The sequence below is a fragment of the Gillisia hiemivivida genome (assembly GCF_007997295.1).
Classification (GTDB): domain Bacteria; phylum Bacteroidota; class Bacteroidia; order Flavobacteriales; family Flavobacteriaceae; genus Gillisia; species Gillisia hiemivivida.
In genome coordinates, this window is the sequence record NZ_VORY01000001.1 from 178,303 (window position 1) to 201,963 (window position 23,661).

At 35.0% G+C, this 23,661-nt stretch carries 26 protein-coding genes; 15 read left to right on the forward strand and 11 right to left on the reverse strand.

What is annotated here, in order from left to right:
* The first annotated feature begins 4 nt into the window (after positions 1 to 4).
* From ES724_RS00800 to can, 5 genes are all read left to right on the forward strand, one after another.
* Positions 5 to 1,762: a BatD family protein gene (locus ES724_RS00800; RefSeq protein WP_146928302.1), complete on the forward strand. Its 1,758-nt coding sequence runs from the start codon at positions 5 to 7 to the stop codon at positions 1,760 to 1,762.
* A gap of 2 nt (positions 1,763 to 1,764) precedes the next feature.
* Positions 1,765 to 2,511, forward strand: a complete 747-nt coding sequence (locus ES724_RS00805; protein WP_146928304.1) for a tetratricopeptide repeat protein — start codon at positions 1,765 to 1,767, stop codon at positions 2,509 to 2,511.
* Between the two features lie 81 nt (positions 2,512 to 2,592).
* On the forward strand, positions 2,593 to 2,880 hold the full coding sequence (locus ES724_RS00810) for a hypothetical protein (protein WP_034886018.1): 288 nt from the start codon (positions 2,593 to 2,595) through the stop codon (positions 2,878 to 2,880).
* 269 nt (positions 2,881 to 3,149) lie between these two features.
* On the forward strand, positions 3,150 to 4,739 hold the full coding sequence (locus ES724_RS00815) for a SulP family inorganic anion transporter (RefSeq protein ID WP_146928306.1): 1,590 nt from the start codon (positions 3,150 to 3,152) through the stop codon (positions 4,737 to 4,739).
* Between the two features lie 15 nt (positions 4,740 to 4,754).
* Positions 4,755 to 5,390, forward strand: coding sequence for a carbonate dehydratase (gene can / locus ES724_RS00820; RefSeq protein WP_146928308.1), 636 nt, complete (start codon positions 4,755 to 4,757; stop codon positions 5,388 to 5,390).
* A gap of 64 nt (positions 5,391 to 5,454) precedes the next feature.
* Here can and ES724_RS00825 read toward each other — a convergent pair whose 3' ends face one another.
* Positions 5,455 to 5,982 (reverse strand): CvpA family protein, encoded by a 528-nt coding sequence (locus ES724_RS00825; protein ID WP_146928310.1) that lies wholly within the window; start codon positions 5,980 to 5,982, stop codon positions 5,455 to 5,457.
* Between the two features lie 46 nt (positions 5,983 to 6,028).
* On the opposite strand from ES724_RS00825, the gene ES724_RS00830 reads away from it, so the two are divergent.
* From ES724_RS00830 to ES724_RS00840, 4 genes are all read left to right on the forward strand, one after another.
* On the forward strand, positions 6,029 to 6,385 hold the full coding sequence (locus tag ES724_RS00830) for a hypothetical protein (RefSeq protein ID WP_026836946.1): 357 nt from the start codon (positions 6,029 to 6,031) through the stop codon (positions 6,383 to 6,385).
* Positions 6,386 to 6,452: 67 nt separating this feature from the next.
* Positions 6,453 to 7,475, forward strand: coding sequence for a phenylalanine--tRNA ligase subunit alpha (pheS, locus tag ES724_RS00835; protein WP_146928312.1), 1,023 nt, complete (start codon positions 6,453 to 6,455; stop codon positions 7,473 to 7,475).
* Entirely contained in the window at positions 7,476 to 7,643 is a 168-nt protein-coding gene (locus ES724_RS16435) for a hypothetical protein (RefSeq protein WP_170249827.1), read from the forward strand.
* A complete protein-coding gene (locus tag ES724_RS00840) occupies positions 7,613 to 8,041 on the forward strand; it encodes a hypothetical protein (protein WP_317129729.1) in 429 nt (142 codons plus the stop codon). The genes ES724_RS16435 and ES724_RS00840 overlap by 31 nt, the downstream gene beginning before the upstream one ends.
* A gap of 11 nt (positions 8,042 to 8,052) precedes the next feature.
* Here ES724_RS00840 and ES724_RS00845 read toward each other — a convergent pair whose 3' ends face one another.
* Together ES724_RS00845 and ES724_RS00850 are read right to left on the reverse strand one after the other, a co-directional pair.
* The gene (locus ES724_RS00845) at positions 8,053 to 8,955 is read right to left on the reverse strand and encodes an EamA family transporter (RefSeq protein WP_146928314.1); all 903 of its coding nucleotides are present in this window, start codon (positions 8,953 to 8,955) and stop codon (positions 8,053 to 8,055) included.
* A gap of 44 nt (positions 8,956 to 8,999) precedes the next feature.
* On the reverse strand, positions 9,000 to 9,995 hold the full coding sequence (locus ES724_RS00850) for an NAD(P)H-dependent glycerol-3-phosphate dehydrogenase (protein WP_146928316.1): 996 nt from the start codon (positions 9,993 to 9,995) through the stop codon (positions 9,000 to 9,002).
* A gap of 299 nt (positions 9,996 to 10,294) precedes the next feature.
* Between ES724_RS00850 and lysM the strand changes: the two genes are divergently transcribed.
* A complete protein-coding gene (gene lysM / locus ES724_RS00855) occupies positions 10,295 to 10,795 on the forward strand; it encodes a peptidoglycan-binding protein LysM (protein ID WP_146928318.1) in 501 nt (166 codons plus the stop codon).
* Positions 10,796 to 10,943: 148 nt separating this feature from the next.
* On the opposite strand, the gene nadD is transcribed toward lysM, so the two are convergent.
* From nadD to ES724_RS00875, 4 genes are all read right to left on the reverse strand, one after another.
* Entirely contained in the window at positions 10,944 to 11,528 is a 585-nt protein-coding gene (nadD, locus tag ES724_RS00860; RefSeq protein WP_146928320.1) for a nicotinate (nicotinamide) nucleotide adenylyltransferase, read from the reverse strand.
* Complete coding sequence (gene gmk / locus ES724_RS00865) at positions 11,525 to 12,112, reverse strand: guanylate kinase (RefSeq protein WP_146928322.1); 588 nt, start codon at positions 12,110 to 12,112, stop codon at positions 11,525 to 11,527. Before gmk ends, nadD begins: the two co-directional genes overlap by 4 nt.
* A complete protein-coding gene (locus tag ES724_RS00870; RefSeq protein ID WP_026836954.1) occupies positions 12,112 to 12,969 on the reverse strand; it encodes a YicC/YloC family endoribonuclease in 858 nt (285 codons plus the stop codon). Before ES724_RS00870 ends, gmk begins: the two co-directional genes overlap by 1 nt.
* A gap of 73 nt (positions 12,970 to 13,042) precedes the next feature.
* The gene (locus ES724_RS00875; protein ID WP_146928324.1) at positions 13,043 to 14,008 is read right to left on the reverse strand and encodes a YheT family hydrolase; all 966 of its coding nucleotides are present in this window, start codon (positions 14,006 to 14,008) and stop codon (positions 13,043 to 13,045) included.
* 96 nt (positions 14,009 to 14,104) lie between these two features.
* Between ES724_RS00875 and ES724_RS00880 the strand changes: the two genes are divergently transcribed.
* Positions 14,105 to 14,593 carry an acyl-CoA thioesterase gene (locus ES724_RS00880; RefSeq protein WP_026836956.1) on the forward strand — a complete coding sequence of 163 codons (489 nt, stop codon included), beginning with the start codon at positions 14,105 to 14,107 and terminating at the stop codon, positions 14,591 to 14,593.
* On the opposite strand, the gene ES724_RS00885 is transcribed toward ES724_RS00880, so the two are convergent.
* The 3 genes from ES724_RS00885 to ES724_RS00895 form a co-directional block, all read right to left on the reverse strand.
* Positions 14,565 to 15,476 (reverse strand): DMT family transporter, encoded by a 912-nt coding sequence (locus ES724_RS00885; protein WP_146928326.1) that lies wholly within the window; start codon positions 15,474 to 15,476, stop codon positions 14,565 to 14,567. The two genes, ES724_RS00880 and ES724_RS00885, sit on opposite strands and share 29 nt — an antisense overlap.
* A complete protein-coding gene (locus ES724_RS00890; protein ID WP_146928328.1) occupies positions 15,469 to 15,822 on the reverse strand; it encodes an arsenate reductase family protein in 354 nt (117 codons plus the stop codon). Before ES724_RS00890 ends, ES724_RS00885 begins: the two co-directional genes overlap by 8 nt.
* 118 nt (positions 15,823 to 15,940) lie before the next feature.
* Positions 15,941 to 16,693 (reverse strand): DUF3298 and DUF4163 domain-containing protein, encoded by a 753-nt coding sequence (locus ES724_RS00895; RefSeq protein ID WP_246136786.1) that lies wholly within the window; start codon positions 16,691 to 16,693, stop codon positions 15,941 to 15,943.
* Positions 16,694 to 16,784: 91 nt separating this feature from the next.
* Here ES724_RS00895 and ES724_RS00900 point away from each other — a divergent pair, with 91 nt between their 5' ends.
* Positions 16,785 to 17,927, forward strand: a complete 1,143-nt coding sequence (locus tag ES724_RS00900) for a cystathionine gamma-synthase (RefSeq protein WP_146928329.1) — start codon at positions 16,785 to 16,787, stop codon at positions 17,925 to 17,927.
* Positions 17,928 to 17,982: 55 nt separating this feature from the next.
* On the opposite strand, the gene ES724_RS00905 is transcribed toward ES724_RS00900, so the two are convergent.
* Positions 17,983 to 18,759 (reverse strand): THC0290_0291 family protein, encoded by a 777-nt coding sequence (locus ES724_RS00905; protein ID WP_146928331.1) that lies wholly within the window; start codon positions 18,757 to 18,759, stop codon positions 17,983 to 17,985.
* Positions 18,760 to 18,955: 196 nt separating this feature from the next.
* Between ES724_RS00905 and gdhA the strand changes: the two genes are divergently transcribed.
* The 3 genes from gdhA (at position 18,956) to ES724_RS00920 (ending at position 23,496) form a co-directional block, all read left to right on the forward strand.
* Complete coding sequence (gdhA, locus tag ES724_RS00910; RefSeq protein ID WP_146928333.1) at positions 18,956 to 20,299, forward strand: NADP-specific glutamate dehydrogenase; 1,344 nt, start codon at positions 18,956 to 18,958, stop codon at positions 20,297 to 20,299.
* Between the two features lie 74 nt (positions 20,300 to 20,373).
* Entirely contained in the window at positions 20,374 to 21,093 is a 720-nt protein-coding gene (recO, locus tag ES724_RS00915; protein ID WP_146928335.1) for a DNA repair protein RecO, read from the forward strand.
* On the forward strand, positions 21,094 to 23,496 hold the full coding sequence (locus ES724_RS00920) for a TonB-dependent receptor (protein WP_146928337.1): 2,403 nt from the start codon (positions 21,094 to 21,096) through the stop codon (positions 23,494 to 23,496).
* Positions 23,497 to 23,661: the final 165 nt, after the last annotated feature.

Genomic DNA, 23,661 nt, shown 5'->3' on the forward strand with positions numbered 1-23,661 from the left:
AAGAATGAAATTAAGAATAATCATATTATCGTTTTTTCTAGCGATCTCTACAATTTCTGTTGCTCAGGTGAAATTTGAAGCCAAGGCTAGCAAGAATAAATTAGGGGTAAATGAGCGCCTCCGGGTAGACTTTGAAATGAATAAGGATGGGGACAACTTTAATCCACCTTCTTTTAAAGGCTTTACGGTTGTTGGTGGTCCTAATCAGGCAGTTAGTAATAGTTGGATCAATGGAAAACGTACCTATTCTAAAACCTACAGTTATTTTCTAGCGCCAACATCTCGAGGAAAGTTCACGATATCTCAGGCAGAGATTACCATAGATGATGATATATATAAAACTACGCCTATTCAGGTTGAGGTTACTTCAGCCGTGGAAACCCCTACAGATGGTAATAACTCCGATTTCGTTGCATCAGAAAACCTACATCTTGTTGCAGAAATTTCCGATTCTAATCCGTTTTTAAACGAAGCCATTACCGTGGTCTATAAATTATATGTGAGCCCATTAGTGAGCGTGAGTAATTGGCGGGAAATGGATAGCCCAGTTTACAGCGATTTTTGGAGTCAAAATATAGATATTAGACAATTAAAAATTGAATCTGGTGAATATCAAGGAGAGCCATATAGATTTGTAGTGCTTAGAAAAACTATACTATATCCTCAAAAAACAGGGGAACTAGAAATACAACCACTGGCCCTTTCTGTATCTGTAGATGTTCCAAGTGAGCGTCGTGATATTTTTGGTGGCAGATTGTACACCACAGTAGATAAAACGGTTACTGCCGGGAAAAGAGACATAAACGTAAAGCCACTGCCGCTTGCAAATAAACCAGCAAATTTTACAGGTGCTGTTGGAGACTTCGATTTTGAGATTAGTGCCAGTAAGACCAAATTAGCAGCTACCGAATCTTTAACATTAAAGGTTCAAGTTTCTGGAAAAGGAAATTTAAAACTCTTTGACCTTCCTAAGTTGGAAGTGCCAAGTTCTATTGAATTATATGAGCCGGAACGAATTGAGAACGTAAGAACAGATCTTAATGGCACCCAAGGGAGCATTGCAGACACCTATACCGTAGTGCCCAATCAAAAAGGGAATTTCCCTATTCCTGCCTTATCGTTTTCATACTTCGATCTTAGCAGTAAAAGTTATAAGACCATTAATACTGAAGAAATTTTGTTGGAAGTTTCAAGCGCTCCTGCCAATTCTTCTTTTTCAGCAGGGAATACCATAAACAAACTTCCAGTTGAAGCAACCGGGAAGCAGTTTGAATACATTAAGTTGAGTACCAATCTAAGACCTATTAATTCGGGTCCTTTTTTAGGTTCGGCTTTATTCTGGACCTTGTTATCACTTCCTATTGCGGTTGTATTTTTAGGGATCGTCCTTGGTAAAAAAAGAAGGGAATTAACAAATGATGTACAAGGCAAAAAGATTAAGAAAGCGAATCGCCTTGCCAAGAAATACCTTTCTGAAGCTAAGAATAATTTGGGAGATCAAAAGGCGTTTTATATAGCTCTGGAGCGAGCCTTACACAATTATCTCAAAGCTAAGTTGCATATTCAAACCAACGAAATGAGTAAAGATAAAATCGATGTTCTGTTGCAAGACAGGAAAGTGGATCCCGCAACAAATAAAGAGTTCATTTCTCTTATAGAAACTTGTGAGTTCGCAAGATATGCTCCTTCTTCTAGTGTTACTATGAATCAGGATTACGAGAAAGCTGCAGCTACTATTTCAGCATTAGATAAACAGTTATAAGCATGAAAAGAATACTGTTCCTTTTACTATTAATTTGCGCTCCTATGATGGGGCAGAATAAAGCTTTATTTGAAAAAGCTAATACAGCTTATAATGCCGGTAATTATCCTGAGGCTGTTAGCCGATATACAGAAGTACTTAAAAATGGGGAAGAATCGGCAGAGTTATACTTTAACCTAGGGAACGCCCATTATAAACTCAATCATATAGCCGAAAGTGTTTATAATTATGAAAAAGCCTTATTGTTAGATCCGGCAGACCAAACTATCAAAAACAATTTGGAATTTGCTAGTAACATGGTGTTAGATGATATTAAGGTGGTGCCAAAATCGGGATTATCTAATTTTATAACGAATGCGATCAGTATTTTTAGTTTTAATGGATGGGCGTGGATCGCAATATTAGGATCAGCAATTTTTTCAATTCTATTTTTACTCTATTATTTTAGCATTGCTAGTAAATGGAAACGCGTATTTTTTACGGTTGCAATTACAGCAGTAGTAATTTCGTTTATCTCCTTAATATTCGGATTTTATATGAAAAATGATACTCAAAATAGGGAATTCGCGATCGTTTTTGCAGAAGAAGTGCCGGTTAGGAACGAGCCTAATTTAAGAGGTAATGAGCTGTTCATGCTTCATGAGGGTACAAAGGTTCAAATTCTCAACACCTTTCAGGATTGGGTTCAGCTAGAACTCGCCAATGGTTCTACAGGCTGGATGGATAAGTCTTCAGTTAAATTCTTGTAGATAGATTTCACAAATGCTAAGTATAGGTTAATTTATAAGCATTCTTTTTTCTTATCTAACAATATTGTTACTTTTGCCGAAATGTTGAAAACGGCCTATATATTAGTATTTATTTTCGTGAGTTTTCTCATGGTGCCAACTATTGTGGTACTTATAGATAACAATACCGATATTTCTTTTATTTCTTCTACTGCTGAAGAGGAACAGGCCAAGAACAATATTTCTACAGAGTTCACAAATAATGAGGTAAGAGAAAATCAATTGAGTATTGATTTTCTAAGTAAAAAATCTGTGATCCTTCACAGGGAAAAGCACAACTTACAATCGCTTTATTTTGAAGTTATATCACCTCCGCCAGATCTGGCATAATTTCTTTCGATTTTCATGTTACCATTAATTTAAGTTAGATTTTCTAAATCCATACATCTATTGAAGGTTTGGTAAGAAAACTATCACACTTATCTTAAAAGTAATTCCCCTTATTAATTAATTATAAATAAAGGAGTTGTTTAGGATATGGGCCACAAATAGGGTTCGTTATCCGATATCTTATTGCAAATCTCTATGAGATTAGCAGTGAGGGGCTTCCATTTCTAGGAAGATTCAAAATCACAGTTCCTGTTACACATATTATTTACATGTTTAAGAATTTAAAAAGTGATTTACCAGCAAGTTTGGTGGTATTTTTTGTGGCCCTACCTTTATGTTTGGGTATTGCTCTTGCCAGTGGGGCACCATTGTTTTCAGGCGTAATTGCAGGGATTATTGGAGGAATAGTTGTTGGGATTGGATCTGGTTCTTCTTTAGGAGTTAGTGGCCCTGCAGCAGGATTGGCAGTAGTAGTGCTTGCAGCAATCTCAGATCTTGGTAGTTATGAGTTGTTTCTAGTGGCCGTAGTTCTTGCTGGAATTATGCAGATTGTTTTAGGATTATTAAAGGCAGGAGTAATTGGATATTTCTTTCCATCTTCTGTGATAAAAGGAATGTTGTCTGCCATTGGAATCATTATATTTTTAAAACAAATCCCACTTGCTATGGGGTTCGATAATCAATCTGATAGTGTGTTTTCTTTTTTTGAAACTACAGGACGGGATACATTTTTGAGCCTTGCCCATATGACAGATTTTGTCTCGATTGGAGTAATAGTTATAACTGCAATTTCATTAACTATTTTATTGGTTTGGGATAATGTATTGGCTAAGAGGAATAAGTTTTTCAAACTGGTGCCAGGACCTTTAGTTGCAGTTATAGCTGGTATTAGCTATCAATTAATCTTTAGTGATACTACTACCATTTTTGAAATTACAGGAAAAAATCTTGTAAATGTACCTGTGCCAGATAATGTTTCAGATTTTATTGGGCAATTTACCTTTCCAGACTTTACACAATTAGGCAACTCTGATATATATATTGTTGCAATCACCATAGCAATCGTAGCAAGTTTAGAAACTCTATTGAGCGTTGAAGCAACAGATAAGTTGGACCCGGCAAAGCGAGTAACCCCAACCAATAGAGAGTTAATAGCGCAAGGTGTAGGAAACACTTTTTCCGGATTAGTTGGAGGTTTGCCAATTACTCAGGTAATTGTTAGAAGTTCTGCAAATGTAATGAGCGGAGGTAAAACAAAACTTTCAACAATTCTTCACGGTTTTTTATTGCTTTTTAGTGTGTTACTAATTCCGCGTTTTCTTAATTTAATTCCACTTGGAGTATTAGCAGCAGTATTATTAATAATTGGATATAAATTGGCTAATCCTAAACAATTCTTTCAGATGTATAAATTAGGTAAATCTCAGTTTATTCCATTTGTGGTTACGGTTGTAGCAATAGTAGCAACAGATCTTTTAGTAGGTATTTTGTTAGGACTTGCAGTTGGAATTATTACCATTTTAATAAACAGCTATAAAAACTCGCATTTTCTGCATATGGAAGATGTATCCAATGGAGCCAAAAAAATAAAAATGGTCTTTGCTGAAGAAGTAACATTCTTAAATAAAGGGGCTATTCAGCGAGAGTTAAACACTTTACCACCTAATAGTTTTCTGGAGATGGATGTTACCAAGACACGATCCTTAGACTTAGATGTTTTAGAGATCTTAGAAGATTTTGGGGTAACAGCAAGGAACAAGGATATACAAATTAAATTTATATCGGAAAGAGGGATTTTTGAAAACCCTGTTAGTTATAGAGAGATTTTTGGGATAGAAGTATTTAAAGCAGCCCATTAATAAAAAGTAAATTAGATGCAAGACCTATATAAAAATTTAATAGAAAACAATAAAAAATGGGTAGAGAGCAAGTTGAAGCTTGACCCAGAATATTTTAAGAAATTAGCTAACGGGCAACAGCCTCCAATTCTGTGGATAGGTTGTGCAGATAGTAGGGTTCCTGCGAATGAAATTATAGGAGCAGAGCCTGGGGAAGTATTTGTACATAGAAACATAGCCAATATGGTGGTGCATACAGACATGAATATGTTGAGTGTGTTGGATTATGCAGTAAACATCCTAAAGGTAAAGCACGTAATTGTATGTGGCCATTATGGTTGTGGAGGTGTAAAAGCAGCGATGGGACAGCAATCTGTTGGCTTAATAGATAACTGGATACGCCATATTAAGGATGTATACAGATTACATAAAGATGAATTGAATGCTATTTCTGATGAAAAAGAGCGTTTTGATTCTTTTGTAGAATTCAATGTAAAAGAACAAGTTTTTGATCTTGCTAAGACATCTATAATTCAGAACGCATGGAAGAATGATCAAGATCTAAGTGTTCACGGATGGGTATATGGAGTAGGATCTGGAATTATTAAAGATCTGGAAGTAAACTTTAGCAATGATTCCCAACTGGAAAAAGTCTATCAGTTAAATTTCTAGGGAAATAATCAAGAATATGATCCGCCAGCTGATTCAATTTTATTGAATTAAGTTGGCGGATTTTTTATGCTTCAGCTTTTTCTTCTTCCTTGATAAGATCTAGATCTCGCGCTTCTCTTAGAATGGCAGGAATTAAAATAGGAGCAATAGTTCTTATAGGAGCATATAATATAGAATCTTCCAAGGTCTCCTGCTCTACTATTTTTATATTCTCATTGGTAGATGCAAAGAACATAATTACAACACTCACTACAAATGCGACTTTTATAAAGCCGAAACTGGCACCAATAAGCTTGTTTAAAACACCAAGAGCAGCAAATCCGGCTACTTTGGTTAAAAATTGCCCAGCAAGCGATATTAAGAACACAACCATAATAAATGTGATGGCAAAAGAGGCCAGGTTAACATACCTCATATTCCACGCAAGCCTTTCTACTAAATAGTCACTTATATAATGCGAAAAATAGACTGCTATGTATATTCCTAGAATAAAACCAACTAAAGAAGCCAATTCAGCAAAAAAACCACGAAAAAACCCTCTTACCAGTCCGTAGAGTAGGATTACGCCTAGTATGATATCTACAATATTCATCTTTTTTGGATAGTGTTACAAGTCCCAAGATACGTATCTTTGCCAAATGGCAAGAGATGAACAATTAAAAGAGCGTTGGAGTGCTTTACAGCAAAAAATCTCCAATCAGTTTGCAGATGGAGATTTGTTAGATCTAGATGCAATTATATATTTAGTAGGAGTACAGGAACTTGGACAACCTCATAAAAAATTCAAAAAAGATCACAAATTAGATCTTATGCATATTGCAATATGCAGGCTTTTGGAGCCTTATGGATATTATGAATTTGAATATTTTGATGAAGATAAGTGGCCTCATTATAAAACTATAGAAACATTACCAAGCTTAAAAGCTGGGGAGCAATCGGTTTTAATGAAAGAAGCGATCGTGAATTATTTTATGGAAAATGGATATATAGAATAAGCCAATTAGGATAGTAGGCAAAATGCTCAATTTTAGTAAATTTGCCCCTCTTTAAAGAAATGTAGTGATGATTGATAAGATAAAGGAACATATTTCAAAGGTTGAAGGATTCAGTTCAGACAATCCTTCAGAAATAGAAGCTTTCAGAATTGAATATTTGGGAAAGAAAGGTTTTTTAAATCAGTTTTTTGCTGAATTTAAAAACGTTCCTAACGAGGAGAAAAAAGATTTTGGTCAAGCCATTAATACGCTAAAGAACGCTGCTACTGAAAAAGTCACCCTTTTAAAGGAATCTTTGGAGGGCAAGCAAGAAGAAAAAGGGAAATATGGAGATCTTACACGACCTTCAGAACCTATACAAATAGGATCCAGGCACCCAATTTCTATTGTTAAAAATCAGATTATAGAGATCTTTTCGAACATTGGTTTCAATGTTTCTGAAGGACCAGAAATTGAAGATGACTGGCATAATTTTACCGCATTGAATCTTCCTGAATATCATCCTGCGAGAGATATGCAGGACACGTTTTTTATACAAACAGATCCATCAGATATCTTATTGCGTACACACACATCATCTGTACAGGTGCGATATATGGAGGAGAACAAACCGCCAATTAGAACTATTTCTCCGGGAAGAGTTTTTAGAAATGAAGCGATTTCAGCAAGATCACATTGTATATTCCACCAAGTAGAAGGATTGTACATAGATAAGGATGTTTCTTTTGCAGACCTTAAACAAACTTTACTCTACTTTACCAAGCAACTTTTCGGAAAATCAAAGATCCGCTTAAGACCTTCTTACTTTCCATTTACAGAACCTAGTGCTGAGGTGGATATTTATTGGGGTCTGGAAACTGAAACCGATTACCGTATTACTAAAGGAACCGGTTGGTTAGAGATTATGGGTTGCGGAATGGTAGATCCTAATGTTTTAAAGAACTGCGGAATAGATCCTACAGAATATTCTGGTTTTGCTTTTGGAATGGGAATAGAAAGAATTGCAATGCTATTGTACCAAATAGGAGATATTAGAATGTTCTATGAGAATGATGTACGTTTCCTCAAACAATTTAAATCTGCACTATAGATGAAAAAAATGGGCTTCTTGTTACTTGCAATCGTAATATTTGCAGTAATTATTTATGTAACTCTTATTATTGCTGTTATTGAGATAGCGATTGGAGCTATTCTTTTTCTTGCTGCTGCCATCTTACTTTGGATCGCATGGAACAAGATAAAACAAACATTCGATTAGATTTGAGAAAGGACATTGAAATACCTGAAGTGAAAGATGTTTATGTTGCGGCTGTTTATGAACAGCATCCGGAATATAAAACGATGGACTGGAACGCCTATATTATCAATGACCGGAATGATCCCTTGGAAATGATCCTTATTGTTACTAGTGGCTCTAATGAGAAGCAAATGACTCCTGCTATGAGACATTCTATTAAGCTGCTTCCGGCTAAATATTTCGCTAAGATCGAGTTCTTACAGGAAAAGCTTTTAAAGTTAGATAACAAATTCTCTATCAGTTTTTTTGCTGAAGGTAAAATGTATGAACGCACTTTTACATTGCCACAAAACACAGTAAAAGAAAGCGCATTAACAGAAATCCCTATCATGAATTTGAAAGGTATTTTGGCCGTTTAGATCTTATTTACTTAATTCTTCTTAGCCTTAAAAAGCTTAGGCATATTCATAAGAATCACAGAGGCTATAATAACTACGATGCCTGTCCATTGATAAATATTTATCACTTCATCTAGTAAGAAGTAGGCTAGTATTACAGCCACAGGTAGTTCTACTGAAGAAATAATTGCGCCTAATCCTACATTTATCTTTGGCATTCCACTGGTAAAAAGAATAGGAGGCAAGATGGTTCCGAATAAGGCTAATATCAATCCCCATTTTTTAAAGATATCTAGATTAAACTGTTCTAAGAGAAATGGAGCCGATATTATGGCAATTATTATTGTGCCGCCTAACATCATCCACAAACTTCGTCTAAAGGAATGTAAATGGAGTGCCACGGTATTAGAGGTGTAGATAGTTACGGTGTAAGAGACCGCTGCTAAAAGTCCCCAGCCAATACCTCTCCAATCCAGTTGTATAGAGTCAATCAAGATATTTGTTGCCAATACAGTTCCAATTAGTATGACTATTACAGCAAGGATTTTATTTAAACCAGGCTTTTTCTTGGTTATAATAGACTCGAGTAATACACTAATCCAAACACTTTGCATTAGTAGAACTATACCTATGGATACCGGGATATATTTTACTGCAAAATAGTAAAAGATACTGGTAAGCCCTAGAGAGGTTCCTGCAGCCATCAGTTTTAAAATACTTTTGGTCTTGGTTTCTTTTATATAATTTTGTTTCTCTTTTACGAATATGAAATTTATAATAATTAGGCCGATAAGACCTAAAATCATTTGAGAAAAAGTGATCTCATAAGAAGTGTAGCCTTCTGCATAAGCCATTTTCACAAAAGTAGTTAGCATTCCATAACTGGATGCTCCCAAAGCAACTAATAAGCTGCCCTTTAGGATAGAATTATTCATAAAATAAAATAAGTTGATTTTGTTTAGAAGCTAAACCGGCGGGGCTAGTTTAATTTTTCGGCTAATTTTTTAAAGACGGCCTTCGGATTTTTCCCTTCATATAAAATGCTATAAACTGCATTTATAATTGGGGTTTTAGCGCCTTTATCTAGGTTTATCTTATAAGCACTCTCGGTTGCATAATAGCCTTCTGCCACCATACTCATTTCCATTTGTGCACTTTTAACGGTATATCCTTTTCCAATCATATTCCCAAACATTCTGTTTCTACTAAAAACAGAATATCCAGTTACAAGTAGATCTCCTAAATAAGCCGAATCGTTGATGTTTCGTTTCATCTTATGCACTTTCTTAATGAACTTTTTCATTTCTCGAATGGCATTGCTCATTAATACACTTTGGAAATTATCTCCATAGCCTAATCCGTGAGCAATTCCAGCTGCAATAGCATAAATGTTCTTAAGCATAGCAGCATATTCTGTACCTGTAACATCATCACTAGTCTTGCAAGTAATATAATCACTCTGTAAATGCTTAGCCATGATTTTTGCTTTTTCCTCATCTAAACAAGCAATTGTTAGATAAGAAAGACGTTCAAGAGCAACTTCCTCAGCATGACAAGGTCCTGTGATCACTCCAATATTTTCCTCTGGCACAAAATATTCCTGATTAAAATGTTCTCCTACAATTAAACTGGTTTCTGGTACAATACCTTTAATAGCAGAGAAGATCACCTTACCATCTAAAGATTCAGTAAGCTTGTCTAACTCTCTCTTTACAAATGCTGAAGGAATTGCAAATATCAGATAGTCTGAATTTCTCACTACTTCATTAATATCACTACTTAAATGAAGTTTTTTTACATCAAATTCAACAGAACTTAAATAGTTAGGATTATGGTCTTGAGTTCTTATATGTTCTATGGCTGTTTCGCTGCGCATATACCAATTAATCTCATCGAGATTTTCAGCAAGCATTTTAACGATCGCTGTGGCCCAACTTCCGCCGCCAAATACACCAAATTTAGGAGTGTTATTCATAATAAATTTTCTTCACTTCAAAAATACATAATTTTAACACAATGTAAATTCTTCAGGTTTTATTATTAGTATACTACAATTTTTTTATTTTAATACCGTTATAAAATAGAAGATCGGTAATGGTTGATATTATCGTCTTTAATTTAGTTTTTTGGTTGGTTATTTAATGAAACAGCGTAGAGTTTAATAAGCTCTGCGCTGTTTTTTTAAATACTAACAAAATTTTAATACAAACAATGTAGTTAGTGTAGAGCTGAATTTGTAATTTGTATGTAGAAATCTAACTAATAAATTACATAATGGGATTATTTACTTTTATTAAAAATGCAGGAGCCAAAATTTTTGGTTCTAAAAAGAATACTAGAGATAAAACTCCCGTTGTAGGTGGAGAAAATGATAAAGCAGAAGAATTAGAAAACAAAAAGGCTGCCCAAAAATTAGAAACTACCATTCATGATCTTAATCTCAAAATAGAAAATCTTAAAATTCATATTAGTGATGATATGGCCACAATAAGTGGAAAAGCATATGACCAAACCACTAGAGAAAAAATTATTTTAGTAGTTGGAAATGTAGAAGGAATTGCACAGGTAGATGATAATATGGTAGTGGAAAATAAAGAGCCTGAGGCTGTTTTCCATACTGTTGAAAGAGGAGATTCATTAAGTAAAATAGCAAAAGAACATTACGGATCTGCAAATAAATATCCAGAGATATTTGAAGCAAATAAGCCAATGCTTACAGATCCAGATAAAATATATCCCGGACAGGTTTTACGAATTCCGGCTTTGAAAAAATAAAGTATTGATATTTAATTATTAGAGGACTGTTTAAAAAATTTGAGGTTTTATATTGAGCGCAGTCGATGTGCTAGGTTATAGTTCCACAATGAAAAAAGTAGGATCAATTAACTCAACTGAAGATCAAAATAATTTTTTAAACAGTTTTTTATTTATAGAAATTCATCTCATCTAAGTACTTCCAGACTTTCTCTGGTAACATAGGCTTAATATTCTTCCCTTCTTTAACCGCTTTTCTTATAAATGTAGAAGACATTTCTATTATTGGAGCAGGAACTCGTGTGATTTTAGCATGAGTTAGAAACTCATTTTCTATCAATCCTTTAGATATTCTTGGATATACAAAAATGGAGTATCGCTCTAGGATTACTTTATAGTTTTTCCACTTATGAAAACTCTTTAAATTATCCTCCCCCATAATTAGGGCAAATTCCAGTTCTGGATATTTCTCCTCTAATTGGATCAAAGTGTTTACGGTATAATTCGGTTGTGGAAGCCCAAACTCAATATCGCTAGGTTTTAAATTAGGATAATCTTCACAGGCTTTATAGACCATCTCTAAGCGATGATGATTATCTAGCAGGCTACTTTTCTTTTTAAAAGGATTATGTGGTGTAACAACCATCCAAACTTCAGTAAGCTCAGAAAATTCAACCATATAATTAGCAATTATAAGATGTCCGGAATGGATAGGGTTAAATGTGCCAAAATAAAGTCCTACCTTTTTTTTCATCCTAATTCGCTATTGGCTTCAACAAAGGTGGAAACAAGATTATAAGCTTCATCCAAGGCAATTTGTAAATTGTTGTTCTCTATAATAAAATCGAATTGAGGTGCGGTAGCAAGCTCTATAGAAGCTTTTGCAACTCGCATGTTTATCTTATCCTCGCTTTCTGTCTTGCGCTTTTTCAATCTAATCTTAAGCTCTTCAATACTTGGTGGTTTTACAAAAACCGCTAATGTTTGTTTAGGATAGATATGTTTAATATCTAAACCTCCAACTACGTCTATATCAAAGATCACATTTTTACCATGTGCCCATATACGTTCTATTTCTGCCTTTAAAGTTCCGTAAAAATTATCACGATATACTTCTTCCCATTCTAAGAACTCTTCCTTTTTGATCTTTTGTTTGAATTCATGTAAATTCAAGAAATAATAATCTTTCCCTTCTACTTCATCTCCCCTTGGCTCGCGTGATGTTGCTGAAATTGAAAATTCCAGATTTAACTCTGGATGAGCTAATAAATGCTGAACTATGGTAGTTTTTCCTGATCCCGAGGGTGCAGAAAAAACGATTAATTTACCAGTTTTCATTACAATACGTTTAAAAGTTGTTCTTTTATTTTTTCCAGCTCATCTTTCATTTGCACAACCAATTGTTGCATAGGAGCATAATTGGATTTGCTACCAATAGTATTGATCTCTCTACCCATTTCTTGGGAAATAAAACCTAATTTTCTTCCATTAGAGTCAGGAGAATTAATGGTTTCTAGAAAATAAGATAAGTGGTTTTCCAATCGAACCTTTTCTTCTGTGATGTCAAACTTTTCTATATAATAAACCAATTCCTGCTCGAATCTGTTTTCATCAACTTTTTCCTGAAGATCTGCAACCCCTTTTCTTAAACGTTCTCTTACCCCTTCAATTCTATCTGGATCCATCGCTATAATGTCCTGAAGTAATTGTGCGATATTGGAAACTCTAAACATAAGATCTTTCTCCAAGGCATTTCCCTCATCAGTTCTAAAAGAATTGATCTCGGTTAAGGCTTGTTGCAAAGTTTTTTCGATCTCGATGAATTCTGTTTCTTCAATTTCTTCCCTTTCAGATTTCATGGTATCTGGCATACGAATAGCCATTTTCAGCAATTCATCATCATCTATATTAGCAATTTGTCTCAACTGCTCCATATATTTTTTTACTACTATAGGGTTTATAGAAGAAGTAGTTTCCTCACCGGTAACTTCCACATATAAAGAAAAATCTACTTTTCCTCTAACTAGCGATTTTGCTATAATATTTCTTAGAAGCAATTCTTTTTCCCGGTATTGGCCCGGTATTCTGGCATTAAGATCCAGACTTTTGCTGTTAAGCGATTTAATTTCTATAGTAATTTTTTTGGAAGGAAGCTGTAAAAGGCTTTTCCCAAAACCGGTCATTGACTGAATCATGCTTGATTTTTAAAAGGTTGGGCAAAGATAACCAAATCTTAAGCAGGACAAAGAATCTTAAGGAAAGTATGAGCTATAAATGGTAAGTTATAAATTCTAAAGCCCGCTCTTCGGTATAAGTAGCGTCTTTATTCTGAAGAAATCCTACATGCCCACCATATTCTGGAGTCTCTAAATAAAAATTCGGATTGCTTTTTGCAATATCAATGGGAGATGAATTCTCTGAAAGAAATCCGTCATTCTTAGCATTTATTAGCAGTGTTGGAGTTTTAATGTTAGACAGAAAACTCAAGGCGCTACTTTTTTCGTAATACTCTAACGCGTTCTCATAACCATGAGCCTGACTGGTATACAATTCGTCTATTTCATACAAATTGGAGCAATTGGCGATCTGCTTTTTGGTGATTTCTTCAGGAAAATGTTTCTCTCTTAAAAACAATTGCTTTTTAAGCTGTGTTACAAAACGCAAGGAATAAATCCAGTTTCTGCTTTCCTCCAATTTTTTAAGGGATGCATAAAGATCGCAGGGAGCAGAAATTGCAACGGCGGCCTTTAATTCTTCAGGAAGATCATTTCCTTCCCCTAAATATTTCAATAATAAATTTGCTCCCAAGCTGAAACCGTTAATAGCCATGGTTTCGTATTTTCTATTGGAAAGAATATAGGTAACTACATTATTAAGATCTTCGCTAGCCCCTGCATTATAAGATCTGTAAAGCTTGTTTATTTCTCCGCTACAACCTCTAAAATTAAATGCAGCCACATCCCAGCCATGGTGATTAAAATGATGCGCAAGACCCAAAACATAAGGGCGTTGTGCATTTCCATCCAACCCATGAAGTATAACGAGAACCTTATTGGAGCTACAAGAATTGGCATAACTCCAGTCTATATCTATAAAGTCTCCATCTTCTAGTTTTAAACGCTCTCTGGTTTGCGGTACAGGCTTTATACTTCTCAGTTTTGCAGCATAGATTGTAGAAATATGATAATTTCTGAAGATGTATGGCGGAATATAGGTGCTTTCTACTATTGGCATAAGTCACAAATCTCGGAAAATTAAATGGCATATACTTAACTTATTTAATTATGCACGCATAATAAAAATTAGTAATTTTATCAAAATTTTGAAAATATGTATACGAAAGAATTTGAAATACGATGGAGTGATATTGATGCGAATAGGCATTTAGCAAATTCGGCCTACATTAATTTCATGAGTCATACCAGAATGGGTTATTTCATGGAAAATGGATTCGATCAGAATTCTTTAGCCAAAAACAACTTGGGACCGGTGGTCTTCTATGAGCATATTTATTATTTCCGCGAGGTATTTATGGGAATGCCGATAAAAGTGAGCTTAGAGTTAAAAGGCCTTTCTGAAGATGGAATGTATTTTGAATTTGTCCATAACTTCTACGATTATAAAGGAAGAAATTTAGCAACTTGTGAGGCAATGGGTGGATGGATAGATCTTAAAGAGCGTAAACTTACCGGCTTGCCAGAGCATATGAGAAAAGACATAGACAATATTCCACATACAGAAGATTTTAGGATCTTAACTAAAGAGGATACCCGTAAATATGGGAAATCACCTAAGGATTTGGAGTCGAAACCAGTTTAGGTTTTGTCTTTCTCGTAACCATATAAACTCCTGTAAACACTAAAATTGCTGCGGTTATTTTTACCATATCTAAAGAATCTGCTCCCGTGGCAACAGCGAAAGTAATGGCTATTAGCGGCTGTAAATAAATGAATGCGCTTATAGTCGCGGCACTTAATTCTTTTAAGGCATAAATATTCAATAAATAGGTTGAAAATGTAGTTCCTACAATTACAAATCCCATTTTCCAAATGGCATGTGCTGGTAACTCCAACCATTCCACTTGAGAAAATTCGGAAATCGTGATTGGGAAGTTTATAATAACCGCAAATAAAAACAACCATTTCATTAGAGTGAAAGGGTGGTATTTTGAAGTTAATGGTTTTACAAGAATCAGGTAAATTCCATAGGAAAAAGCATTAACAATAAACAGCATATTTCCCACTGGAATATTTGGGGCATTTACAGTTTCTGGATCGCTAAAAAGCACCAAAGCTAGTGCACCGGCAAGTCCAATTACTATTCCGGCAGTTTTTAAAAGTGTTATTTTTTCCTTGATTAACACTGCAGCAAGCAATAGCACAAGAATGGGTGAAACTGTAATTATAACAGAGCTGTTTATTGGTGTAGAGAGACTAAGGCCTTTAAAGAACATCAGCATGTTTATCACCATTCCAAAAATTGCGCAAGCTATAAGCCTGGTCCAATCCCCGGTAGCTACTTTTTCTTTTGGCCCCCAAAAACTTATGATCCAAAATAATATAGCCGCTCCGGTAACCCTCAAGAATATAAATCCAAAAGGTTCTATATAAACAGGCATTAATCCCTTGGCGATAGTATGGTTTACCCCGTAAATAGCACTCGCTCCGGTTGCCGCTAGAATTGCAAGCGTTCGGCTATTCATTCATGGCAATTTTGGCAGCCTCCACTGTGCTTTTAGAATTCCCTATAAAGATCTCATCGTTATTTATAATAACAGGCCGCTTCAAAAAAGTATAATGTTCTAGAATTAGGTTCTTGTAATTCATTTCATCTAACTTCTCATTTTTTAGATTCTTCTCCTTATAAAGCTGAGCTCTTTTGCTGAAAAGAGATTCGTAGCTTCCCGCCAACTCATACATTTCATCTAGTTGCTCTATAGTTATTGGGTCTTCTTTTATATCCTGTAAAATATAAGCTGAAGAAGGTTCCAATTCATTTAAAATCCTTTTACAAGTAGAACAAGAGGAGAGGTGATAGATTTTTTTCATAATAATTTTTTATAAATCTTGGTAAAAACACTTTTAAGGCAAAACGATCATTTTGATAACTCTTCAAAAATCAAGAACCTCGGGGTAAGCCTCGAGGAATTCAACCCTTAATGAGGGATTAAAGAATTTTAAAAAACTTTTTAACCTCATCCATTTTGAATTCTAACTGAATAGTTCCTTCAGAATAAGATGCAATTTCGTATGCATTATATCTTAAGACAATTTTATTTTCATGAAATCCAATATTTTGTGGAAGCTGAAATTTATCATCTTCAAAAAATAATCCGGTGCTGTTGATAGGTTCATTCTCTGGAATATCATTTTTCTTCCGAAACCTTTCTTCAGCAAAATTTTTAAAATCCTCTGAAAACAGCTCCTTATTGGAAATAAGCCTTCCAGATTCAGGATCGAAATTTAGATAAGTAATACTAGTATATCCATGTGCCCCGCCAGTAAATAGCGCAAGGTCAAACTGAATAGATATAATTTTTTCAGATTTGTAAGTAACATTTCCTTCTACAAATGCTTCCCATGGAATATTGTATTCTGGAAATTCTTTTGCGCTAGCTTCATAATCGTTAATAAAGGTTTGTGCTAAGTTTTCTAACGAATTTAATTCTTTGTTATCTTGATAATCTATCAGTTTAATAATATGATCTTCTATGTGACTGTTCAGTAAATTGCTTCTGCTATCTTTCCCCATTGCCCAAGGCACTGTGATCCCTATAAACGTACAGTTTTCCTCCTCTGGATTACAGTTTAGTTCAGAAACTTGCTCAATATTCAATTCATCAAAATTTAATTCTGGAGCATCTTTATTACAACCAATTAACAATAAGTTGAATGTCAAGGCTAAAAACAGTTTTTTCACAACGAGATTTCTATGTTAAATTAGGGATAAAGGTACATGCTATTTTGTAGTTGCCCACTACGAGAAGTACATTTACAACAAATATTTATATATGAAATTCAACACTAAAACGATACACGGAGGACAACATAATATAGATCCCGCATACGGTTCTGTAATGCCTCCAATTTATCAAACTACTACCTATTCTCAAACTACTCCGGGTGGTCATAAAGGCTTTGAATATTCTCGTAGTGGAAACCCAACGAGATCTGCTTTAGAGAATGCGCTTGCTAGTATTGAAAATGGTGAATTCGGTCTTGCTTTTGGTTCTGGATTGGCAGCTATAGATGCAGTTATGAAATTATTTAAACCTGGTGATGAGATCATATCTACCAATGATCTTTATGGAGGTTCGTATAGACTTTTCACTAAGATCTTTGAGGGACTTGGTCTCAAATTCCACTTTATTGGAATGGATGATGCCAGTAATATCGAGGAATATATAAATGAGAATACAAAATTGATTTGGGTAGAAACACCAACCAACCCAATGATGAATATTATAGATATTGTTGCGTGTTCTAAAATTGCTAAAAAACACAAGGTACTATTAGCGGTAGATAATACATTTGCAACTCCTTATCTACAGCAACCCTTAGATTTAGGAGCAGATATTGTAATGCATAGTGCAACTAAATATTTAGGAGGCCATAGTGATGTGGTATTAGGGTCTCTAGTAGTAAAAGATAAAGATCTAGCAGACAGATTGTATTTTGTGCAAAACGCGAGTGGTGCCGTTTGTGGTCCACAAGACAGCTTTTTAGTGCTAAGAGGAATTAAAACTTTGCACATTAGAATGCAAAGACATTGTGAGAATGCAGAGAAAGTGGCTAAGTTCTTAAAATCACATCCTAAAGTAGATAAAGTATATTGGCCAGGTTTCGAGGATCATCCAAACCATGATATCGCAAAAGCACAAATGAAAGCTTTTGGAGGAATGATCTCTTTTACTACTTCAGAAAAAACATTAGAAAGCGCTGTTAAGCTTTTAGAAAACCTGAAAGTTTTCACTTTAGCTGAATCTCTTGGTGGTGTAGAGTCTTTAGCGGGCCATCCTTCTAGTATGACGCATGCTTCTATTCCTAAGGAGGAAAGAGAGAAGTTAGGAATTATAGATTCTTTAATTCGTTTAAGTGTAGGGATTGAAGATGAAGAGGATCTTATTGAAGATCTAAAACAAGCTTTGGGATAGATTTTAAAAAATAATTATGAGAAAAGGTTTCAGTTTAGTTGAAGCCTTTTTCGTTTTAATAGTTTAGGTAGTAGATAAACCCAAAATTTAACCAGAAAACCACATCATTATATTTGTTTTGTGGCGCATCTATATTAAGCCCGTCAATCCAATCTACATCGTAATATTGAAATCTTCCTTCAATTGATATATCTGCCACAGGGCTTATTTTATATCTGGCTCCCGCAATTCCAACAATAGTCCAAGTAGATCCACCATCCAGATCTATTCCACCTACAAAAGTTGGAAAAACATTATTTGGATCGCTTAAAGGACCAAAATCTGAATAAGCATCTGGATTATAATTAACAAAGTGAACACCTAGGCTAATAAAAGGCATAAATAGATAGGAAAAAGCCCCGTAATCGCGAATGCTAAGTGGATAGTATTCCAAATGTGTTCCAATTTCGAATGTTTGGGTTTTACCATGCATTCCTCTTAGGAGTTTACCACCAACTGTATTCTTATCTGCAACAGGCCCAATATGCTCCAGATTTGTCCTGAAATAGTCTAATTCGGTCCTAATTTTAAAGTGATCGTTAAAATATCTGTCTACTGAATAGCAATTACACTCTGCTCTGTAGGCAAAATTGATGTAATGTACCAGACCAATACCAAATCCCGAGTTACTTACATTATTTTGCAGATCGTAGCGTTCCCCATAATCTGTCAAAAACGAGGTAGGCCCTACTAAGACTCCGATTTCATGCGAAATCCCGAGTTGGGCAAACCCGCTTTCTTTACAGAAAAGAAAGAGAAATATAATTAACAGAATAAGTCGGGATCTTCCCATATACAACAAGTGGATGTATAAACAAATATATAAAAATGGTACAAACGAAGATAGAACTATTACTATACTTATATCTTCTTGCCTTATAAAGAGTTAATATTATATGAAAATATAAAATTTGAACGTTCTTCTTCATATAAAATTTATATTTGCATTCAATTACGAAAACGTTATAATTAACAATTTATCCTATATTATGGAGCAAAGTGTAAAAGATTTTTTGGATGTAGTTTCTAAGAGAAATCAGAACGAACCAGAATTTATGCAAGCTGTACATGAGGTTGCCGAAACGGTTATACCCTTTATAGAAAACAATAAAAAATATCAGAATGCCATGCTCTTAGAGCGAATGGTAGAACCAGAACGTGTAATTATGTTCAGGGTATCATGGTTAGACGATAAAGGAAATACGCAAATAAACAGAGGTTTCAGGATTCAAATGAACTCTGCAATTGGACCATACAAGGGTGGTTTGCGTTTTCACCCGACCGTTAACCTAAGTGTTTTGAAATTCTTGGCATTCGAGCAGGTATTCAAAAATAGCTTAACCACATTACCTATGGGTGGTGGTAAAGGAGGATCAGATTTTGACCCAAAAGGTAAATCTGACAATGAAGTAATGAAGTTCTGTCAAAGCTTTATGACCGAATTACAACGCCATATTGGAGCAGATACAGATGTGCCTGCTGGAGATATAGGAGTTGGTGGTCGTGAGATTGGATTCTTGTTTGGACAATACAAGCGTATTAGAAATGAATTTACTGGAATACTTACTGGGAAGGGTCGTTCTTATGGTGGATCTTTGATTCGTCCAGAAGCAACAGGTTACGGGAATGTTTATTTCGCACAAAACATGTTAGCATTAAAAGGAGATAAGTTAGAAGGGAAAACGGTAGTGGTATCAGGTTCTGGTAATGTTGCGCAGTACGCTGCAGAGAAAGCAACACAACTTGGAGCAAAAGTGATCACTATGTCTGATTCTGGAGGATATATCCTAGATGAAGCTGGTATAGATGCTGAAAAATTAGCATTTATAATGGAGCTTAAAAATGAAAGACGTGGAAGAATTTCTGAATACGCTGATAAGTTTAAAGGCTCTAAATATTTTGAAGGAAAAACTCCTTGGGGAACAAAATGTGATATTGCATTGCCATGTGCTACTCAAAATGAGTTACACGAAGATGATGCTAAGCAATTGGTGAAAAACGGCTGTAAACTGGTTGGAGAAGGTGCTAACATGCCAACAACTCCTGAAGCTATAGAGGTATTCCAGAAAGCGAACATTTTATTCTCTCCAGGAAAAGCATCTAATGCAGGTGGTGTTGCTACCTCTGGTCTTGAGATGTCTCAAAACTCTATGAGATATAACTGGACTGCAGAAGAAGTAGATAAAAAACTTCACGGGATCATGAAAGATATTCATGATGCCTGTGTAGAGTATGGAAGTGATGGAAAAGGAAATGTAGACTACGTAAAAGGAGCAAATATAGCTGGTTTCGTAAAGGTAGCAGATGCTATGCTTGCGCAGGGAGTAGTATAATTTCACCTATATTATAGAATTAAGAAAGCCGCTATTAGCGGCTTTTTTAATTATCTTTCCGCAAAATTTCAGTCATCGTAGTTAATACCAACGCAATTGTAATAAGTGCCTTAAAATATGCAGAGGCCGATTTGATCGTGAAATGTTACACGCAAAAATCGGGACTTAAAACATATATGTTGCGGGGAATCTTAAAATCCCGAAAAGGGAAATTCAAAACCTCCTTATTTCAGCCATTAACTCAATTAGAGTTGGTAGCAAACCATAAAGATAAAGGTAGTCTGGAATATTTGCAGGATGCCAAGATCCTGGTTCATTATCAAACGCTACATACCGAGGTTGTTAAATCTACTATGGTGATGTTCCTTTCTGAAATGCTTAAGAATACAATTCATGAAGAAGAAGAAAATGAAGAATTGTATGATTATTTAGAAGGAGCTATAAATTGGCTAGATACCCATGCAGACATCGCAAACTTCCATTTGTTATTTCTTCTTAAATTAACCCAATATCTAGGTTTTTACCCTGAAGATTCAAAAATAGAACTTCCATATTTTAATTTAATGGATGGTGTTTTTCAGCATTCCAAAATAAATGGGTATTGTGTAAGTGGCGCAGTTTTAGAAAACTTAAAGTTGCTATTGGGCACAAATTTTGAGGCATTAAATGAAATAAAGCTAACAAAATCTAACCGAGCTGAACTTCTAGAATTATTGCTTAACTATTATATGTTACATATAGAATCCTTTAAAAAGCCAAAGTCGCTTACTATCCTACACGAAATATTCAATTAAATGCGATTTTATTTTACTGCTCTTTTTGTTTTTTTATTAACCTTTTCTGCAATTCAAGCTCAGGAAATCTTGATCCTTGATAAAGATTCAGAAAAACCTTTAGTTAATGTTGCGATCTATAATACAAGTAAGTCAAAAAACAGTATTACCAATATTGATGGAAAAGCAGATATTTCAAAATTCTCTAGGGATGAAACCTTGGTTTTCCAACATGTTTCGCATTTAGAAAAGCGCATGCTAAAATCGGAGATCAAATCAAATAAGGTCTATTTAATAGAAGATGAAAATATGTTACAAGAGGTGGTGCTTTCTGTGGCTAAATTTGAGCAGGACAAAAAAGATATTCCGCAGCAAATTGTGAGTATAACTTCAGAAGAAATAGCTTTTTCAAATTCACAAACTTCCGCAGACCTGTTGGAAAGTACTGGGAGTGTGTATGTTCAAAAAAGCCAGCTTGGCGGTGGAAGCCCCATGATTAGAGGATTTTCTACCAATCGCTTATTAATTGCCGTAGATGGAGTTCGAATGAATACTGCTATTTTTAGAAGTGGTAATGTTCAAAATATTATTTCTATAGATCCCCTTGCTGTGGAGAGAGCTGAGGTTATTTTAGGTCCGGGATCGGTGGTCTATGGGAGCGATGCTATTGGAGGGGTGATGAATTTTTACACCTTGAAACCTTCTTATTCCTTAAATGGCGGCACTTCTTTTAATGCGAATGCTTATACCAGATATGCTACTGCAAATGAAGAGAAAACCGCTCATGCCGACTTTAATATAGGTCTTGAAAAATGGGCTTTTTTGAGCAGTGTTTCTTATTCGGATTTTGGAAATCTCAAAATGGGAAGTCATGGCCCTGAAGAATTTTTAAGACCCGAATATGTGACCCGAATTAATGGAGAAGATAGAATTGTAAGAAACAAAGACCCAAAAGTTCAGGTTCCCACTGGTTACGATCAGATCAATCTGCTTCAAAAAGTAGCATTTATGCCTAATAAAACATGGGATTTTAGTTTGGGATTAATTTATTCTGAAACTTCTAATTATTCCAGATACGATCGTTTGGTGCAAAAGAGAGATGGAAATTTAAAATATGGAGAATGGTATTATGGTCCTCAAAAGTGGTTTTCGGGGAACTTCAGTATCAATAAAAAGGGAAATGGAAAAGTGTATGATAAGCTTCAATTTACTGCTGCTTATCAGAATTTTGAAGAAAGCAGATTCGACAGGAAATTTGATGATGAAACACTTTATATAAATACCGAAAATGTCGATGCCTATTCCGCTAATTTAGATTTTGAAAATAATTTTGGTGATAATAAACTCTTTTATGGGGTAGAGTATGTTTTAGATGAGGTTAATTCCACAGGAAAAACCAGAAATATTCTTACTAACGCTGAAGGTGGCAATCCATCCAGATATCCAGATGGTTCAACATGGCAATCGTTGGCGGCATATTCCAGTTATAATTGGAAGCTAAATGAAGATTTAAATATTCAATCTGGTTTGCGTTATAATCATATAATTATCAAAGCAGATTTTCTAGCTTCAGTGCATGATTTTCCATTTGATAACGCAAATATTAATACGGGTGCGCTAACAGGAAGCGCGGGTCTTAGCTGGCGCCAAAATGGAAATACAGAATGGAAATTAAATTTTTCAACTGGTTTTCGAGCTCCCAATATAGATGATATTGGAAAAATATTCGATTCTGAACCGGGTGCAGTGGTAATTCCAAATCCGCACTTAAAACCGGAATATGCCTACAATGGAGAGCTAGGAGTGAAATGGAAAGTGTTTAAAATTATCACTTTAGACTTAGCGGGCTTTTATACTTATTTGGATGATGCCTTAGTGCGAAGGGATTATAATCTGGATGGTAGTACTACCATAGAATACCAAGGAGAGCCAAGCAGGGTTCAAGCCATGCAAAACGCCGCTAGTGCTTATGTTTACGGATTTGAAGGAGGTTTGGAAGTAAGGTTTTCCAACAATCTAAAATTGCTTTCCCAAATTACAATTACCAAAGGAAAAGAGGAACAGGACGATGGCAGTAAAGCCCCGCTTAGACATGCGGCACCGCTTTATGGAAACACGCATCTTGTCTGGACTAAAAACAAATTGAAATTGGATCTTTTTTCAGAATATAACGGGAGCCTGGGCTTTGATGAGTTGGCACCCTCAGAACAAGGGAAAGCTTATTTATATGCAGTAGATAGTAACGGGAATCCATATTTCGCTGAATGGTATACTTTAAATATCACTGCAAATTATCGGTTTTCTGAACATTGGAGCACAACGGTATCTATAGAAAATATAACAGATCAGCGATATAGAACCTATTCTTCCGGGATATCATCTGCGGGCATAAATTTTATAGCAGCAGTGAGATACAGTTTGTAGAAGAGATTAGTTCTTCAAATTCATGAACCTTCAGATTATTTAAAAACATTCTTTTTTTACAGATGATTTTATTGAATTATCTGATGGTTAAATGATTAGCTTTTTAATCAATAACCACCTTCTCTTTTCTTAAAAATCGTTATTTTCGCAACTCAAAAGAAATTA